Raw genomic sequence first — 16,495 nt, 5'->3', positions numbered from 1 at the left:
ACACCTCTCGTCCATGCGGCATACGAAAACGTGAGCATTCGTCATAGGTTCTGTGTGAAAAACCTTGGCGGGTCTGTCGTCATACGATTGAATGGGGCGTCAATCGGAGGCCTTGATGAAGAAACCGACCTACTACGCGCCGAAGGGTGGCTTGCCGCCGCAAACCCAGCTTTTGACGGATCGCGCGGTGTTTACAGATGCCTATGCGGTGATCCCAAAGGGGACGTTGTCGGACATCACGACATCGGCGCTGCCGCATTGGAACGGCGCGCGGTTCTGGGTCTTGGCGCGTCCGCTGTCGGGCTTCTCTGAAACATTCTCGCATTACATCGCCGAGGTCGCGCCGGGGGGCGGCAGTGACCGCCCCGAAGACAATCCAGAGGCCGAGGCCGTGCTGTTCATCGTCGCGGGCGAGATGACGGTGACCATCGATGGAACCGCACATGAGATGCAGACCGGGGGCTATGCGTTTCTGCCTGCGGGCTGCGCGTGGAGCTTGGCCAACCGGTCAGACGCGCCGGTCAGCTTCCACTGGATCCGCAAACGCTATCAGCCTGTCGATGGCATTGACGCGCCCACGCCCTTTGTGACCAGCGACGCGGATCACGAGCCGATCCCGATGCCGGACACCGATGGCGCATGGGCCACGACACGCTTTGTCGATCCGTCCGACCTGCGCCACGACATGCATGTGAATATCGTGACCTTCCAGCCCGGCGGGGTGATCCCCTTCGCCGAAACCCATGTGATGGAGCACGGGTTGTATGTTTTGGAAGGTAAAGCCGTCTATCGCTTGAACCAGGATTGGGTCGAGGTCGAGGCCGGCGATTACATATGGCTGCGCGCCTTCTGCCCGCAGGCGTGCTATGCGGGTGGGCCGGGGCCGTTTCGCTATCTGCTCTACAAAGACGTGAACCGCCACATGCCTCTGACTGGGTTTTGATCATAAGGCTTGAACCTTCCGCGCATTTCCCCTTCTGTGGCACGGAAACACGCGCGAGGGATCAACGATGTCACAAAAGATTCGCATCGGATTGAACGGATTTGGCCGGATTGGCCGATCCATTCTGCGTATCTTGGCGCAGGATCCCGGCCCGTTCGAGGTGGCGTTTATCAACGACATCGAAAGCTTGGACACCTGCGCCTACCTTTTCAAATACGACAGCGTGTTTGGGCCGTTCCCGGGCGAGGTCTCGACCGGCGATCAGGCGCTTGTGCTGAACGGACAGAGCATTCCGTTCTATGCCAAGCCCGATATCAGCGCGATGGATCTGACCGATGTGGACGTGGTGCTGGAATGCACCGGCATGGCGGGCAAACGCGCGGTGGCAGAACGTGGTTTGGCGGCTGGCGCGCGCAACGTGCTGATCTCGGGCCCGTCGTCCGAGGCAGACGTGACCGTCGTGCTGGGTGCGAATGAGGATCAGTTGGCGGGGCATCGCATTGTCTCGAACGCATCCTGCACAACCAACGCGCTTGCCCCGCTGTTGAAGCTGCTCGACGACCAATGGGGCGTGATTGGCGGGCATATGACCACCGTGCACTGCTATACCGGCAGCCAGCCCACCGTGGACAAGCCCCGCGCCAATGCGGCGCGGTCGCGGGCGGCGGCGTTGTCGATGGTGCCGACCACAACCAGCGCACACAAACTGGTTGGCGACGTGCTGCCCGAACTGGCCGGCAAGGTCGAGGCGCGCGCGATCCGCGTGCCCACCGCGTCCGTGTCCTGCATCGACCTGACCGTCCGCCTGCGCGACGAGGTCACCGAGGCCGAGGCCCGTGCAATCCTGCAAGAGGGCGCGACCGGCAAAGTGCTGGGCTGGACCGAGGAACCCCTGGTCTCGTCCGACCTGCGGATGCGCCCCGAAAGCATCGTGATCTCGGGCCCCGAAACCTCGGTCTGCGAGGGCGGATTGCTGCGCGTGTTTGGCTGGTATGACAACGAATGGGGCTTCTCGCACCGCATGCTGGACGTCGCCCGTTTGATGGCGCGCAGCTAGGTTTGCATCACTAAACCAGCGGTTCGGTCCGGATTCCCGTAAGGCGGCGCCCCTTGGCGGGTCGTTAACGCGTTGCTACACTTGAGGCATGCGAACCCAGCGCCGATGGCGCTTTAACGATTGACCGGACATGACTGAACCTGCGCATCCCATGTCAGGCCAGAAAGAGGGTCTGACAGGACGAACCCGCGATGAAGCGATCGAACGTCTCTATGACGTGGCGCTTGATCCGTCGCGGTATGAGACGCTTTTGGACCTGTGGGAAACGGCGCTGAAACCGATGCGCGAAGGGGTCGATCTGGCGGCGCCGCGCCTGTTGGATGACCACGCGATCTCTAGCCATTTTGAGCGCGCCAGCGCCTTTCTGGATCGTCTGGATCAATCCAGCACGCAGGATCACCTAAACGCCGCCATTGCGCCTTTTGATAAGGTGGCGGCCTTTCTTCTGAATCGTGGGGGAAAAGTTGCCGCGGTAAATACGGCGGCCACGCAGGTCTTGGGCTTGTCGCAGGGGGACGACATCGCGGCGATGCGGGTGAACCCGGAAGACATCGAAAGCATCCGCGTCGCGGCCCGCGGTCTGTTGATCGATGCCAGTGACAAAACCGCCGTCCTGCGCCTACGCTCGCGCGAGAAGGGGCATTTCGTCGTGGTCCGCCTGCAAGAGGTTCAGGTCGGAGACCGGGGCGCGTTTGTGCTTGCCGCCTCATCCGAGTTCAGCTGCCCGGACGGGTTCGAGGACATCCTGAAACGCGCTTTTGACCTGACCGGGGCCGAGGCCAAGGTCGTGCAAAGCCTTGTGGAATGCTGTTCCGTCAAAGAGATCGCCGAACAACGTGGCCGGTCCGTCGACACGGTGCGCGCCCAAATCAAATCGATCCTGTCAAAGACCGAAACCAAAAGCCAGATCGAGCTGGTGCGCCTTGCGTTGTCGGTCATGGATATGTCGAACCTGACGATCAAGGCAGATCCCGGTCCGCGGATTATCAGCCGTGGCTATGCCACGCTAGAAGAACGCCCCTTCCAGACGCTGATCACACCGGACGGACGCCGGTTGGACTATCTGGTGCTGGGCGATCCGGATGGCACACCCATTTTGTTCCTGCCCTTGGATTACGGTCTGGTGCGCTGGCCTGCATCGGCCGAGGCGGAGGCACAGGCGCGTGGGCTGCGGATCATCGTTCCCGTCCGCGCGGGTTACGGCCAGTCTGACATGGTGCCGAAATCCGTCGACTATGACGGCTGTGCGGCGCGCGACACGATACAGATCCTGCAGGCCGAAGGGGTCGACCGCTGCCCAGTGATTTCGCTTGGATCAGACAGCTATTACGCCTTTGCGCTTGCCGCGCAGGGCGACGTCGATCTGACCGCCATCATCGCCTGCGCCGGGACGCTTCCGATGACCAAACGGGTTCAGTACGAACGGATGGAGAAATGGCATCGCTTCATTCTGGCAGGCGCAAAGTATACGCCGCATCTTTTGCCCTTCATGGTCAAAGCTGGCTTCTATCTGGCACGTAAAATCGGCAAGCGCGGTTTTGTGCACGCAGTCTATGGTAACAACCCGGCAGACATCGAAACCTTTGAAAACCCAGAGGTTTTCGAGGCGATGGTCACCGGATCCGAAACCGCGCTGACCGACACCCATTCCGCACACGAGGCCTTTTCGCGCATGGTGATGGGTGAGCAGCAGGGCGACTGGTCCGATCTGGTCAATCGGCAGAAAGGCCATCTTCCGGTGGTCTATTTCAATGGCGCGCAAGACCCACAGGTGCCGCTTGAAACGCTGGCGGAGTTTCGTGCAGATCATGACTGGATCGACTTTCGCCTTTATGAAGACGCAGGCCAGCTTGTGTTCTTCCGCTACTGGCGCGACGTGCTGGACGAAGTCGAAAAATATCTCCCTTAGGTGCGTTTTACCCCAACTTGGGTATGACGCGTTTCCCCCTGCCTCTTAGAGTCGACTGTGTTGAGTCAAAGAGGTTTTAAAGTTGCCAAGTGGTCTCGAAATTACTGCGAGATGCTCATGACCCTTTCGGTTCCGAAGGGCTGTCGGATCGGCCATCTGAGTGGGTGGGTTCGCACCGGTTCGCTTTGGGCAGACATGCGGCAACGGCGCTTGGAATTCGCTGTCCCAGTCCTGGGCAGCGGTCCACGCGCTGGCCAGTTTGAAAGATGCACCTGACCCGGGGACTTCCTGATCCGGGTCAGGTGTATCGGCTTTGGAGTGCTCGGATGGTTCGTCGTAGGCGGAACGCGCTTTTCTGATGCGGAGGCGTTGGTCACCTATACGATATCAGACAGTGCTTTGTGATGGTCCCGACCGGGGGAAGGTTCTTGGGCATCACGAAAAGCACAGGGCATGGGCGATGTGGGGCGTCCATGCAAAATCTCGGGATCGCCGTGTCTTGCGGCGATCCCGAGGTTACTTCCGCTTTTTTACTGAGCCGCCGGCGTTGCGTTGAAGGTGAACAGCGTCTCGCCATTGATCTGATAACCGTCAATCATCCCCTGCGCGCGGTCTGATGTCAGCCAGCCCTCCAGTACCTCGGCCCCTTTTGCATTCACATGCGGGTGGTTCTTCGGGTTCACCGGCAGGAAGGCGTATTGGTTGAACAGCACCGGGTCGCCTGCGAACAGCAGGGCCAGATCGGCCTTGTTGCCGAAGTTCAGCCAGCTGGCGCGGTCGGACATGATATAGGCATTCATCCCCGCCGCGATGTTCAGCGCAGCGCCCATGCCCGCACCCGCTTCGCGGTACCAATCGGCGGCGGGCGTCACGTTGGCCGAGGCCCAAAGACGCTTTTCAGCTTTGTGGGTGCCGCTGTCATCGCCTCGGCTGACAAAGGCAGCACTGGCGTCCGAAATGCGGGCCAGCGCGTCGGCAGCTGTCGCGGCGGCTTTGATCCCGGCGGGATCCCCAGCAGGGCCGATCAGGACAAAGTCGTTATACATGATCTCGCGTCGGTGGGTGCCGTGGCCAGCGGCGACAAACGCCTCTTCCGCTGCGCGGGAATGGACCAGCACGGCATCCACGTCGCCAGCCTCGCCCAGACGGATCGCCTGACCGGTGCCGACGACCAGCAACTGCACCTCAAGCCCGGTGTCTTCTTTGATGGCAGGCAGCAGAACCTCGGCCAGGCCCGAGTTCTGGAACGATGTGGTGACGGCCAGTTTCAGGTCTTCCGCAAAGGCGGTTCCAGTCGTGGCAAGGGCAACCCAAAGCCCGGTCAGCAAGGATTTCATTCGACAATATCTCCGTTCAGGAAGGCCGCCGCTTCGGCGGTCTGTGGCTGGTCAAAAAACTGGGGATTCGGTGCGTGGTCATGGATGTGGCCGTTCAGCAGGAACAGCACATCATCAGCCAAGCGACGGGCTTGTCCCATGTCATGAGTCGACATGATCAGGCGCGTGCCCGAGGCGGCGGCGCGTTGCAGGATCTCTTCAATCTCGCGGGTGGCGCGACCATCCAGCGAGGCGCAGGGTTCGTCCAAAAACAGCAGCGCGGGCTTGGTGATCATTGCCCGGGCAATGGCCAGTTTCTGCCGCTCGCCGCCGGATAGGAACGTGGCGGGACGATCCAGCATCGCCCCCAGGCCGACTTGTGCGCCAGCCGTGTCGGCCTGCGCGCGGGCTTTGGCCTTCGGGGTGCCGCGCAGTTTCAAAGGATAGGCAATGTTGTCACGCACCGACCGGCGCAACAGGATGGGTTGCTGAAAGACGAAAGATTGCGCCTGACGCGCGGCGTCCAGATCGCAGCCCCACGTGATGTCGCCGTCTGACAGGCGGGCGATGCCGTGCATCATCTGCAAAAGCGATGTCTTCCCGGCCCCGTTTGGTCCGATGACAATGGTGATGCCTTGATCTTGCAGCGTCAGGTCGATCGGCCCCACCAGCCGTTTGCCGCGACGCCGGATTGTGGCCCCTGTCAGGGTCAGAGGGAACAGGTTGCTCATCACCAGCGTCCCTCTTGTTCAGTGCGTCCGATGATGTGGATCGCAAGGTTCACGGCAATCGCCATCAGGATCAGCACAAAGCCCAGCCCCAGCGCCATGGCAAAGTCTCCCTTGCCGGTTTCCAGCGCGATTGCTGTGGTTAGGACGCGTGTATGGTGGTCGATATTGCCGCCGACGATCATGATCGCGCCGACTTCTCCGATGGCGCGGCCAAAGCCGGCCAGCGCGGCGGTCAGAAGCGCGCGGCGCCCGTCCCAGAGCAGCGCCGCCATGCGTTGCCGTTGCGTGGTGTTCAGCGAGATCAGTAGGTCGTGATAGTCCGACCAAAGCTCGCGCAAGGCCTGATGCGCGATTGAAGCGATCAGCGGCACGATGATGATGACCTGCGCGATGATCATTGCGGTGGGGGTGAAGATCAGGCCGAAGACGCCAAATGGACCCGAGCGGCTAAGCAACACGTAGACGATCAACCCGACCACAACAGGCGGCAGCCCCATCAGGGCATTCAAAAGCGCGATGGTAAAGCGCCGGGCACGGAAGCGGCGGACGGACAGAAGCGCGCCGATAGGCAGGGCAATCGCGCAGGCGATAACCAGTGCCGTCAGCGTCACGCGCAGTGAGCGCAGCGTGATTTCCACCAGATCTGCATCCAGCGTCACCAACAGCCAGAGCGCCTGGCGTATTCCTTCCCACAGATCCGACATATGCCGCCTTTAGACCAGTCTAGGCATCCCTGATACAGGTCCGTTCTGCCTAAAGGCAAGTACAGTGAAGCGGTTGGGAATGATCTATTGAAGGTGGGACGCCAACCTTCTGAACGGATCGGTGCTTCTCTAGGTCCCGCAATAGGTCGTGTAGGGGCCAAACCCGTCCGGGGCAGGCAACGCGTAGGCATCAGCCCCCGGCTGTTCATCGTAGGGCGTCGCGAGGATTTCCAGAAGCCGATCAAAGGCTTCCATGTCCCCGTTTGAGGCCGAAGTCAGAGCCTCTTCCACCTTGTGATTGCGCGGGATGTAGATCGGATTCACGGCGTTCATCGCGGCGGCGCGGGAGGGGTGATCCCCGTCATGGGTTAGACGGTGCTGATAGCGCGCCACCCACTCCTTGGTCCCTTCGGCGGTCAGGATCCCGTCCAACGCGGTCGCATTCCCGTCCGCCAGGCGCGACAACGCGCGGAAGGTGCGGGTGTAGTCGCTGCCCGCCTCTTGCATCAGGCTGTGCAGATCGTTCGCCAGATACAAATCCTCGTCCCGTGCGGTGAGCAGGCCCAGCTTCTTGCGCATGCCGTCCAACCAATGCTGTTGGTATTGGGCGGGGAAGGCTTCCAGCACTTCCATCAGCTCTGCGATCGCCGCGTCCTGATCCTCGCGGTTGATCAGCAGAACCAGCGTTTCAGCGAAACGCGCAAGGTTCCACTGCGCCAGATTGGGTTGGTTCCCGAACGCATAGCGCCCCTGCCGGTCGATGGACGAAAACACCGCATCCGGGCTGTAGGCGTCGATGAAGGCGCAGGGGCCATAGTCAATCGTCTCGCCCGAGATGGTCATGTTGTCGGTGTTCATCACCCCGTGGACAAAGCCCACATGGACCCATTGCGCGATCAGCGCGGCCTGACGGGCCTGCACTTGGCGGAACAGCTCCAGATAGCGGTTCTCGGCATTGGCGACGTCAGGATAGTGTCGCGCAATGGCGTAATCGGCCAGCTGCCGCACCCGTGCATGATCGCCCCGAGCGGCAAAGAATTGGAATGTGCCGACCCGCAGGTGCGAGGCCGCGACACGCGCCAGTACAGCACCCTGTTCGGGGCCGTTTTGGCGCAGCACCGTTTCGCCCGTGGTCGTGGCCGCGAGCGCGCGCGTGGTGGGGATGCCAAGGGCGTGCATCGCTTCGCCCATCAGGTATTCGCGCAACACCGGGCCAAGCACGGCCTTCCCGTCGCCGCCGCGCGAGAACGGCGTCTTGCCCGAGCCTTTCAGATGCAGGTCACGGCGCTTGCCGAAGGTGTCGATCAATTCGCCAATCAACAGCGCGCGGCCATCACCCAACTGCGGCGAGAAGCCCCCGAATTGGTGGCCCGCATAGGCCATGGCGATTGATGTGCCGCCGTCGGGAATGCGCATGCCGACCAGCTCCTCGGCACCCTCACGGGTTTCAAGGTGATCGGCGTCTAGCCCAAGTTCGTCTGCCAAGGCGCGGTTCAGGCGCAGCACGGTTGGGTCGGGGACTTGCGCCCCCTTCCAATCGACGTAGAAGCCCTGAAGATCGCGGACGAAACTGTTGTCAAATTCGGCTCGGATCATGCCGGACCCTATTCCGCGGCGCGCTTGGGCAGAACCCAATCGGGACGGACGAAGTGGCAGGTGTATCCGTTCGGGATGCGCTCCAGATAGTCCTGATGTTCTGGCTCTGCTTCCCAGAAATCACCTGCGGCTTTCACTTCGGTCACGACCTTGCCCGGCCACAGCCCACTGGAGTCCACATCCGCGATGGTGTCCAGCGCGGTCGCCTTCTGCTCGTCGGACAAATAGTAGATGCCCGAGCGATAGCTGGTGCCAAGGTCGTTGCCCTGACGGTTCACCGTGGTCGGATCGTGGATCTGGAAGAAGAACTCCAACAGCGTGCGATAGCTGGTCTTGGCCGGATCAAACCAGATCTCGATCCCTTCGGCATGGGTGCCGTGGTTGCGATAGGTGGCGTTGGGAACGTCCCCACCCGTGTATCCCACGCGGGTTTTCGTCACGCCGGGCATCTTGCGGATCAAATCCTGCATGCCCCAGAAACAGCCACCGGCCAGAATTGCGCGTTCAGTCATTGGTTTGCCTCCACAAGGTCAAGATAGTCGCCATAGCCTTCGGCTTCCATCTGGTCTTTCGGCACAAAGCGCAGCGAGGCCGAGTTGATGCAATAGCGCAGCCCGCCCATTTCGCGCGGGCCGTCGGGGAAGACATGCCCCAGATGGCTGTCGCCGTGTTTCGAACGCACTTCAACGCGTTCCATCCCGAACGTGCTGTCGCGGTGCTCGGTCACATGGGTCGCCTCGATGGGCGTCGAAAACGCCGGCCAGCCACAGCCCGAGTTGAACTTGGCGGATGACGAGAATAGCGGCTCGCCGGACACAACATCCACATAGATGCCCGGCTCATAATGCTTGTCATACTTGCCCGTGAACGCCCGCTCGGTCCCGTTTTGTTGGGTCACCCGGTATTCTTCCGGGGACAGGCGTTCAATGGCGTCTTGGGTTTTTTGATAGCGCATGCGGTCCTCCTAATGGGTAAGGCAAGGATATGGGGTCCGGGGGCCAAATTGGAAGCGTCCCGTGAAGCACGTTGGCGTGAGCGATTTGTAACGAAAGCCTCAGAACCGCGTCGGTGCGAAGGGGGCAAGGTCCAGCCCCGGCTCTGCGCCGAGGGCCAAATCGGCAACCAGTTCCGCCGTGCCTGCCGATTGGGTCAGGCCCAGATGGCCGTGCCCGAAGGCATAAAGCACCCGTGGATCCTTGGGCGAGGCGCCGATGACGGGCAGGGTGTCGGGCAGCGACGGGCGGTATCCCATCCACTGCGTGCCGCCTTCTGTATTCAGCCCCGGCATGAACGCCTTTGCTTTCTTCAACAGAGCGTCCGCGCGCTTGTAATTCGGCGGCAGCTTCAGCCCGCCAAGCTCCACCGCGCCACCGATGCGCACGCCGCCATTGATCCCCGAGGCAACGAAGCCATGCTGGCTGAAGGTCAGATGGGTGCGTAGATCGAACGCGCCGGGGGGCAGGGTGGTGTTATAGCCGCGCTCGGTTTCAAGCGGGATCTTGTCGCCCAGATGGCGCGCCAGATGGTGGGACCATGCCCCTGCCGCGATGATCAGCTTCTGGGTCTCAATCACGCCCTCATCCGTGTCGATCCGCACCCCGGTTTCGGTGGGTAGGATGTTTCGGACCGAGGTGATCTGGATCTCGCCGCCCGCGTCACGCAGCGCCTGCGCCACGGTTTCGGTCCACAGTTTCGGGTCCACGGTGTTGAACCAGTTGGGGGTGAACGCCCCGTGGGTAAATCGCGGATGCAGGCCTGGCTGGTATTCGGCAATCGCCTCGGGGCTGGTCAGATGGACGGCATCAAAGCCGTGCTGTTTCTTCAGCTCCCACGCGGGCAGAGTGCTGCGATAGGCTTTCTCGCCTTCGTAGAGCGCCATCTGGCCTTTGCGCTGGATCAGATCTTCGCGGTTGATATGCGCGACCTGCCGTTCAAAGGCGGCTTTTGCCACATGCATTAACTCGGACTGTGCCTTCATGGACCCTTCGTACCGGTCGCGCCAACTGGCCCGCCATAGCCGGAGCATCCAAGGCGCGATCTGCACCGCATAGGCGGGCGGAACCGACAGTGGCCCGAGTGGGTCCAGTAGCCATTTGGGCGCTTGCTTCATAATGCCGGGTTTCGCCAGCGGCTCGACCTCCTGAAAGGCAAACGCCCCGGCATTCCCCGCCGAGGTCTCGCCCGCGACGCCTTTGCGGTCCAGAACGCGGACCTTTTGGCCACGGCGGGCCAGCTCCAGCCCGATGCTGACGCCGATGATACCGGCACCGATGATTGTGATTTCGTGTGACATCTTGGACCTTGTGGGAAACGTGGGTCAGGTGCGGATACCATTCCTGAAAGGATCGGCGGCGTCAAAGATCAATCGACCTTCGGCCATGATAAAAGCTTGGCCAGTGATGGACGGGATCACGCCCCCGTTCGGCCCAAGGGTGCAGGACAGGCGATAGGGGCTGCCGATGACGCTTTCCTGCGTAATCTCCTCCCCGAACTGCAGCCGTCCGTCGGCGATTAGACAGGCCAACCGGGCCGAGCTTCCCGTGCCGCAGGGCGAGCGGTCATAGGCGTCATCCGGGCAAAGCACGAAGTTGCGGCTGTGCATGTCTGCGTTGGGCGAGGCGTCTTGGAAGATCACATGGTCAATCGGCTCGCCGTTCTCGCCGCCGATGCCTTGTGCGTTGGCGGCGTCGCGGATGGCGATGGCCGCATCTGTCAGCGCGCGGATATTGCCGGGGTCGACCGGCAGGGGCGACGGGTCAAGGATGAAGAACCAATTGCCTCCATAGGCGACGTCTCCGGTCAATTGCCCAAGACCGGGCACATCCACAGACACGCCCGCGTGCACGCGGCGGCTTTCGATATTGGTGACGGTGACGGTGTTGGGGTCGGACAGCAGAACTTCGACCACGCCGACAGGGGTCTCGATCCGGTGCGTGCCCAGCCCGATCCGCCCAAGGTGATACAGCGTCACGGCCAACCCGATGGTGCCATGCCCGCACATGCCAATCACCGCGCCTGCGTCGAAATAGATCACGCCGGTCACACAGCTCGGGTCCACGGGTTCGACCAGCAGCGCACCGACCATGGCCGGCTGGCCGCGTGGTTCCAGCATGACGGACAGATAGAAATCCTCGTGTTCCTCGGCCAACGTCCGGGCGCGATGGGCCAAGGGGCCGGTGCCCAAATCGGGGCCTCCGTTCAGGATGACGCGCGTGGGTTCGCCACCGGTGTGGCTATCGACAATATCCATGGATGTTCAGACCGAGTTTTCAGGGGGCATACACAGGCGTATGGGGGTATGATCCGCCAGCCCGGCCGCGCCCATGTTTTGTGCGATTTTCGCAGGGGCGACGGCCGGATCTGGGCCAAAAGCGTCAAAGCTTTCTTTAACGTGCAGACGCGCATCAATTTTGCGCTTGGCGCCTTCCGTTTGCAGGTCGACTTTGAAACCGTTTTGCCGTGTCCGTGGGGTGGGTGGCACGACGCATTCTTTTTGATGGATCGATTTCATATGCGCGATGGCGGAAGTGCCAAAAACCCCTCGGGACACCACTGGGTGCCGGACCAAAAGGGAGCGCGCTCTATTGATTGAAATGTCCTGTTTCATTGACGACTGTTCGATAGAAGGCCGGTTGCCCGCAAGTGGTGATTTCACCCTAATGTATCTTGGATCCAAAAATCTAGCGAAATTGTGGCGATGCCCTGCAATTGCACGTCGCGGTTGTATGGTGCGCGGGTCTGGCGGCTAGCCTCCGAATCCGGCCAAGCCTCCGAAGGACCCAATCGCGCCGGTCAGGATGGGCGATACGATGGCGATGATCGCCTTCAACGCGTCCAATGTCGCGATGCGTTGGATGTCAAAGCCCGCGACGTCCTTTGCCAATTCGGGTTTTCCGGCCGTGGCAACCGCGTCATGGAAGGCGTCAATACGGACCTTCAGGATCAGGCTGACCGGCAGATAGTAGGACAGAATCAGGATCGAGTAAGTGACGCCCCGATAGATCGACAACGCGCTGACCAGTTCGGCGTGGGCCTTACGCATATCGTCATTCAGAATCGCGTCACCGGGCCACGACATCCACGACAGCATCAAGACCATCCCGGTCGTCAGCAAAATGCCCGAGCAATAGAGGTAGCGCTGCGTGGCCTCTTGCGCGGATTTCAGGATGCGCGCTTCGGTCTCCAAGTCCGGGTGGACGGACAGGCCAACGCCTGCCGGTCTGGACAGGGCCAGAACCATCCCGGCAATCACTGCGCCTGCTGACAACGAGGTCAGGATGTTCACGCGGTCCAACAGGTACTCCATCGCGAAATAGGCGCCCTGCTGTTTGCAGCCGTCTGGCAAGCTGCCCCCCGCCTCGCAGCCCGGCAGACTGGCCGGGATCATCAAGGCGTGGAACAGGTTGTCCCCCAAAAGCGCTTGGCTTTCGAAACTCGCGGGCATCCATTCGGGTTCGAAGGTCGAAAAGCTAAGCGAGACCACGATGATCCCCAAGATGCCCACCAGCGTGGTCAGGATCGACCGCCGCGTGTGGCGGGAATAGAGCTCGAATACGAAGATCGCCGTGACCGAGACCGTCGCCCCGCCAAAGAAAAACACCGCGGCTAGAAAACGATAGCGCGCGCTTAGCTCGATCAGCTGGGACTGGTCTTTCAGCTCCAGCCCCTCAAGATGAACCGAGGTGTCGCCGAACGTGCCCAGCAGATACTCGGCCACAATCAGAACCCCCACGGGCATCAGCATGATCAACAGATATCGCGGGTCGATCTGCAGCCGAGTTTTGTCCGTCGCACGCACCATCACCGCCCCCGATCAGCCCAGATCAATGTCGGCGATCAGCGTTTTACGCGTGTCCGCCAGCTTGTCGCGAATGATCTCGCGCACATCGGCGTAGATCACCGGGCTGAGCGCAAGTTTCTGGGCAGACAGCCAATATTGCAGCTCGTTCTTGCCCCAAGTCACGAACAACAGGTTCTGCTTGCGATCCTTGAAGGTGAAGTTGAACGCGCCCAAGGCCATGCTGATCACATCGCCCGAGGCCTCGGCGCTGCCGATCTGGAAGTTGCCACCTGTGGACGACGAAGTCTCGAAGTCAAACAGCTTGATCTTGCCATCATCCTGCGTCAGCCCGCGCAGCGCTTCGATGGCACTTTCGACGATGCGGAACTGGTTGCCCGTCGCCACCTGCGCCAGCGTGGCCAAAATGACCTGATCGAAGCTGCCATTGCCTTTCATCCGCTGGCTGGCCTCGAACGGGGCGGCCTCGCGGCTCCAGCCCATCACGCTCATCAGCTCCATGTATTTCACGAACCATGCGGCGCGTTCCTTTACTGGGTCGAACGCCGCATCTGCGGCGCGCTGGGCGAAGAGGGTCGACAGAAGCACGTCCTCTTTCTGCAGCGGGGTCAGGTTATCGACGAAGGAAATCACGCTGGAGGCATTCACTGCCGATTGCAGCGCCTGCTGTGCGGTGGCGTTGGTGGTGCTTGGATCGAACTCCTCGGCCGATCGCGAGGTGGGTTCGGCAAACGCCGAGTGAACGGCACCATCCGGTGCCGAGCGGGGCTTGGCCAGAATGGTCGAGAACAGCGTCGCAATCCGATCTGCCAGATCCATTTTTTCGGGCGGGCTATGCACCACAGGCGGCTGCCCCGGTGCGGGGGCCGCGCCCGGATCATGCGGCAGAAGCGGCGATGCGCTGGGCAGTGCCGCGTCCCGGAAGGCAGGCGGCCACGTGGCATTGGTGCCCCGCGTGTCGATATGAGTGAAGCTGTTGTAGCGCCCGATCCCGCCGGTAAAGAATCCTTCCTTGTCGCGCAGCCAACGTAGGGCGGTGGCGACCTGCGGCGCGTCCATGCCCGAGACTTTGAAATCCAACGCGCGGAACGCCATGTGCTGGCTGGATTTCGCCCCGCCAATACACTTGTTGTACGCAGGCCCGCGATAGGCGTTGGTGATCGCAATCGGCTTGCCCAGACGATCCCGCAGATGATCGAGCGCCTGCGCGGTCTTGGCGATGTTCCCCCACAGGTTGCGCGGTGGATAGAGGTTTTTGCCCTGACACGCCCCGCCCGGGGTGCTGTGTCCGCCGCCCAGAACCAGGAACTCGTCTGTCGAGAAATTGCGCAGTCCCAGCGCGCGGATGAAGGCGTCGAACTCGGCATAATCCGGCCAGTTTAGCGCAGGCGTTGCGTTGCGGAACCCCGCCCCGCGTGCCTTGGCATCAAGGATCGCGCGGACCTCGCTGTCGGGGATCTGATCGTGTTCGTCGCCTTCCTCGTCCTCGGCACTGGCGCGAGAGGGACGCGCGATGGGGTCACTGACAGCGGCATGGCCCTGTGCGGGCAGCAGGGTGAAGGGCCGGTCCGTGACAAAGTTCGGTTCTTTCAAAAGCGCCTCAAACAGTTGTGGGGTTTGGCTGTCGCTGTTGATCTCGGCGTCGATGGCGATGCGGAAGGCGCGGTAGTCGCCGGCAAACGCGCCATCCGACCAGACCTTCAAAAGCGCGCCGGTGAAGGCTCCGTTTTGCGGGCCGTCCATGGCGAATTGTTCGTCCTTACAGGCGCCAAGGTTCAGGACCGAGGCTTGGATGGGGCTGGACAGCGGCGAGGTCATCACGCTTTCCTTCAGCGCGCTATAAGACTTTGACGCCTCGCGATAGGCCGCTTCATTGGCGCGCCAGACGCGGTCTTCGATATGCAAGGGCATCGCCCGCACGTTGGGATTTGGGGACATGGGACGCCCAAACAAAGTCGTTGGCGCGCCGGGACCAAACCGGATCATCGAGCCTGAATGGCACGTGTCCGGCACCATCAGCACCCGCACGCCCGCGCGGAACTTGGTCCAAAGCATGTAGAGCTCGTCATCGGCGATCTGGAAATCATACAGGCACAACGTCTCGTCCATCTTCTCGTCGCCATCATGGTCTTCGTCCTGATTGAAGTCCGGCACCCGCCCCCCATGGCCCGAGACGGTGAACAGAAACATATCTCCCGCGGTCAGTTCCTCTGCCGCGCGTTCGATCTCGGCGACCACGTTTTGCCGCGTGGCGTCGGTGGTCAGAAGACGGGTGGGAGTGAAGCCTTCGGCCTCGGCCAAGGCTTCCATGTCCAGCGCGTCGGCTTCGCAGGCGTTCAACTTGCCGTCCCAACCGTCGTAATGGGTCGGATCCACCAAGTTTAGACCCACATGCAGAGACATCCCCTTGGGCGCGCCGCCGGCGATGACGGGGGTGGGATGGATGTCTGCCTCAAGATCGCTGGCCAACCCAAACGGGCCGCTGATGACAGGGGGCGTTTCGATACGTTCCGCCTCGATCTTCTTGATCTCTTTCTGGAAGGCGCGTGCAACCTCGGCATAGCCGGTGTTGTCTGGATGCAGTTCGTCATGCCAGTGTTCGTCCTTCACCAGACCGCGACAGTCGATATAGGTGGCGTTCGGCACGGACTGTGCCAGCCTCCGTAGACGCCGGTTGAAAGCATCCATCATCTCGACCGCGATGTCGCGCTGCAGTTTCTTGTCGACGATCTCTTGCTCTTCCATCGGGGCGCCCAGCCAGCGGCCCCCATCTGGAATCGGATAGTCATAGCCGTGGCACAGCACGCTGACATGCGGGAAATGTTGTTGGACGTCCCTAAACATGCGCCCGTAATTATGGATCGCATCGTCCAGAAGCGTGTGGAACGAGGGCAGCAGATAATCTGCCGGCTTCAGCGCCGGGTCGTATTTTTCCAGATGCGAGGCAAGCGCCCCGCCCGCGACCAGATCATTGCCGCCGCCGGACAGCAACAGGATCTCGCCCTTCTCGTCATCAAGCGCGTTCAGATATTCCTGCTTGTCCGCCATCTTCTTCAGAAGGTCACCCGCCGCCCCCAGCGAAAACACCGCATAGGGCTTCATCAGGTAATCGATCGTGTCGTGCAGGCGCACCGGGTATTGGAACCAGCTGTCGCCCTCGGACACGATGATCGGGCCGGTATAGCCCGCCTTCAGCTTGTCGCGGAACATGCCCTGCCGCCGTGCACGTGAAATCCAGTTGAAAAAATTCATTGCCGCCGCCGTGCGCGCCCGCGCATCTGGCCCTTCCGGCAACTCGACCGTCTCTGGGTTCAGCTTGAACATCGGGTTGAATGCGCCCGAGTTCGCCTCGTCCAAAATGAAATACTTGGCCAGGTCCTCTTCCGCGACGTTGGGATCCGCCATTTGGGACATAAGCTGTTCGACTGAGATTTTGGCCAT

14 protein-coding genes are annotated in these 16,495 nt (G+C 61.4%); 3 read left to right on the top strand and 11 right to left on the bottom strand.

All coding sequences use genetic code 11. The features are described 5' to 3' along the window. The first annotated feature begins 115 nt into the window (after positions 1-115). The 3 genes from EOL43_RS06920 to EOL43_RS06910 all read left to right on the top strand — a co-directional run bounded on the left by EOL43_RS06920 (position 116) and on the right by EOL43_RS06910 (position 3,909). A complete protein-coding gene (locus tag EOL43_RS06920) occupies positions 116-943 on the top strand; it encodes a bifunctional allantoicase/(S)-ureidoglycine aminohydrolase (protein ID WP_133486904.1) in 828 nt (275 codons plus the stop codon). Positions 944-1,010: 67 nt separating this feature from the next. Continuing rightward, a complete protein-coding gene (locus EOL43_RS06915) occupies positions 1,011-2,000 on the top strand; it encodes a type I glyceraldehyde-3-phosphate dehydrogenase (protein ID WP_133486902.1) in 990 nt (329 codons plus the stop codon). Between the two features lie 130 nt (positions 2,001-2,130). Then, positions 2,131-3,909 carry a bifunctional helix-turn-helix transcriptional regulator/alpha/beta hydrolase gene (locus EOL43_RS06910; RefSeq protein ID WP_133486900.1) on the top strand — a complete coding sequence of 593 codons (1,779 nt, stop codon included), beginning with the start codon at positions 2,131-2,133 and terminating at the stop codon, positions 3,907-3,909. Positions 3,910-4,439: 530 nt separating this feature from the next. Here the strand turns inward: EOL43_RS06910 and EOL43_RS06905 are convergent. From EOL43_RS06905 to EOL43_RS06855, 11 genes are all read right to left on the bottom strand, one after another. Beyond that, positions 4,440-5,246 (bottom strand): ABC transporter substrate-binding protein, encoded by an 807-nt coding sequence (locus EOL43_RS06905; RefSeq protein WP_133486898.1) that lies wholly within the window; start codon positions 5,244-5,246, stop codon positions 4,440-4,442. Further along, positions 5,243-5,956 (bottom strand): energy-coupling factor ABC transporter ATP-binding protein, encoded by a 714-nt coding sequence (locus EOL43_RS06900; RefSeq protein ID WP_133486896.1) that lies wholly within the window; start codon positions 5,954-5,956, stop codon positions 5,243-5,245. The genes EOL43_RS06905 and EOL43_RS06900 overlap by 4 nt, the downstream gene beginning before the upstream one ends. Continuing rightward, on the bottom strand, positions 5,956-6,660 hold the full coding sequence (locus EOL43_RS06895) for an ABC transporter permease (protein ID WP_133486894.1): 705 nt from the start codon (positions 6,658-6,660) through the stop codon (positions 5,956-5,958). The genes EOL43_RS06900 and EOL43_RS06895 overlap by 1 nt, the downstream gene beginning before the upstream one ends. A gap of 129 nt (positions 6,661-6,789) precedes the next feature. Then, on the bottom strand, positions 6,790-8,253 hold the full coding sequence (locus EOL43_RS06890) for a protein adenylyltransferase SelO (protein WP_205669535.1): 1,464 nt from the start codon (positions 8,251-8,253) through the stop codon (positions 6,790-6,792). Between the two features lie 11 nt (positions 8,254-8,264). After that, a complete protein-coding gene (gene msrA, locus EOL43_RS06885; RefSeq protein ID WP_133486890.1) occupies positions 8,265-8,768 on the bottom strand; it encodes a peptide-methionine (S)-S-oxide reductase MsrA in 504 nt (167 codons plus the stop codon). Next, positions 8,765-9,211, bottom strand: coding sequence for a peptide-methionine (R)-S-oxide reductase MsrB (msrB, locus tag EOL43_RS06880; protein WP_133486888.1), 447 nt, complete (start codon positions 9,209-9,211; stop codon positions 8,765-8,767). The genes msrA and msrB overlap by 4 nt, the downstream gene beginning before the upstream one ends. Positions 9,212-9,310: 99 nt before the next feature. Then, complete coding sequence (locus EOL43_RS06875) at positions 9,311-10,549, bottom strand: NAD(P)/FAD-dependent oxidoreductase (protein ID WP_133486886.1); 1,239 nt, start codon at positions 10,547-10,549, stop codon at positions 9,311-9,313. Between the two features lie 24 nt (positions 10,550-10,573). After that, positions 10,574-11,506, bottom strand: a complete 933-nt coding sequence (locus EOL43_RS06870; protein WP_133486884.1) for a 4-hydroxyproline epimerase — start codon at positions 11,504-11,506, stop codon at positions 10,574-10,576. Positions 11,507-11,512: 6 nt separating this feature from the next. Then, a complete protein-coding gene (locus EOL43_RS06865; RefSeq protein ID WP_133486882.1) occupies positions 11,513-11,863 on the bottom strand; it encodes a hypothetical protein in 351 nt (116 codons plus the stop codon). 138 nt (positions 11,864-12,001) lie between these two features. Further along, positions 12,002-13,057: a hypothetical protein gene (locus tag EOL43_RS06860; RefSeq protein WP_133486880.1), complete on the bottom strand. Its 1,056-nt coding sequence runs from the start codon at positions 13,055-13,057 to the stop codon at positions 12,002-12,004. 12 nt (positions 13,058-13,069) lie between these two features. Next, a complete protein-coding gene (locus tag EOL43_RS06855) occupies positions 13,070-16,495 on the bottom strand; it encodes a D-Ala-D-Ala carboxypeptidase family metallohydrolase (RefSeq protein WP_133486878.1) in 3,426 nt (1,141 codons plus the stop codon).

The organism is Aliiroseovarius marinus, assembly GCF_004360145.1.
Lineage (GTDB): Bacteria > Pseudomonadota > Alphaproteobacteria > Rhodobacterales > Rhodobacteraceae > Aliiroseovarius > Aliiroseovarius marinus.
The sequence above is the reverse complement of the archived record's forward strand: the minus strand, read 5'-3'. Positions and strand labels throughout refer to the sequence as shown.

Excerpts from the sequence above, each read along its gene's own strand:
- EOL43_RS06905 (WP_133486898.1), bottom strand. The coding sequence starts at position 5,246 with ATGAAATCCTTGCTGACCGGGCTTTGGGTTGCCCTTGCCACGACTGGA.
- EOL43_RS06865 (WP_133486882.1), bottom strand. The coding sequence starts at position 11,863 with ATGAAACAGGACATTTCAATCAATAGAGCGCGCTCCCTTTTGGTCCGG.
- EOL43_RS06875 (WP_133486886.1), bottom strand. The coding sequence starts at position 10,549 with ATGTCACACGAAATCACAATCATCGGTGCCGGTATCATCGGCGTCAGC.
- EOL43_RS06860 (WP_133486880.1), bottom strand. The coding sequence starts at position 13,057 with ATGGTGCGTGCGACGGACAAAACTCGGCTGCAGATCGACCCGCGATAT.
- EOL43_RS06870 (WP_133486884.1), bottom strand. The coding sequence starts at position 11,506 with ATGGATATTGTCGATAGCCACACCGGTGGCGAACCCACGCGCGTCATC.
- EOL43_RS06910 (WP_133486900.1), top strand. The coding sequence starts at position 2,131 with ATGACTGAACCTGCGCATCCCATGTCAGGCCAGAAAGAGGGTCTGACA.
- msrA (WP_133486890.1), bottom strand. The coding sequence starts at position 8,768 with ATGACTGAACGCGCAATTCTGGCCGGTGGCTGTTTCTGGGGCATGCAG.
- EOL43_RS06900 (WP_133486896.1), bottom strand. The coding sequence starts at position 5,956 with ATGAGCAACCTGTTCCCTCTGACCCTGACAGGGGCCACAATCCGGCGT.
- EOL43_RS06915 (WP_133486902.1), top strand. The coding sequence starts at position 1,011 with ATGTCACAAAAGATTCGCATCGGATTGAACGGATTTGGCCGGATTGGC.
- EOL43_RS06920 (WP_133486904.1), top strand. The coding sequence starts at position 116 with ATGAAGAAACCGACCTACTACGCGCCGAAGGGTGGCTTGCCGCCGCAA.
- EOL43_RS06855 (WP_133486878.1), bottom strand. The coding sequence starts at position 16,495 with ATGGCCAAAATCTCAGTCGAACAGCTTATGTCCCAAATGGCGGATCCC.
- msrB (WP_133486888.1), bottom strand. The coding sequence starts at position 9,211 with ATGCGCTATCAAAAAACCCAAGACGCCATTGAACGCCTGTCCCCGGAA.
- EOL43_RS06895 (WP_133486894.1), bottom strand. The coding sequence starts at position 6,660 with ATGTCGGATCTGTGGGAAGGAATACGCCAGGCGCTCTGGCTGTTGGTG.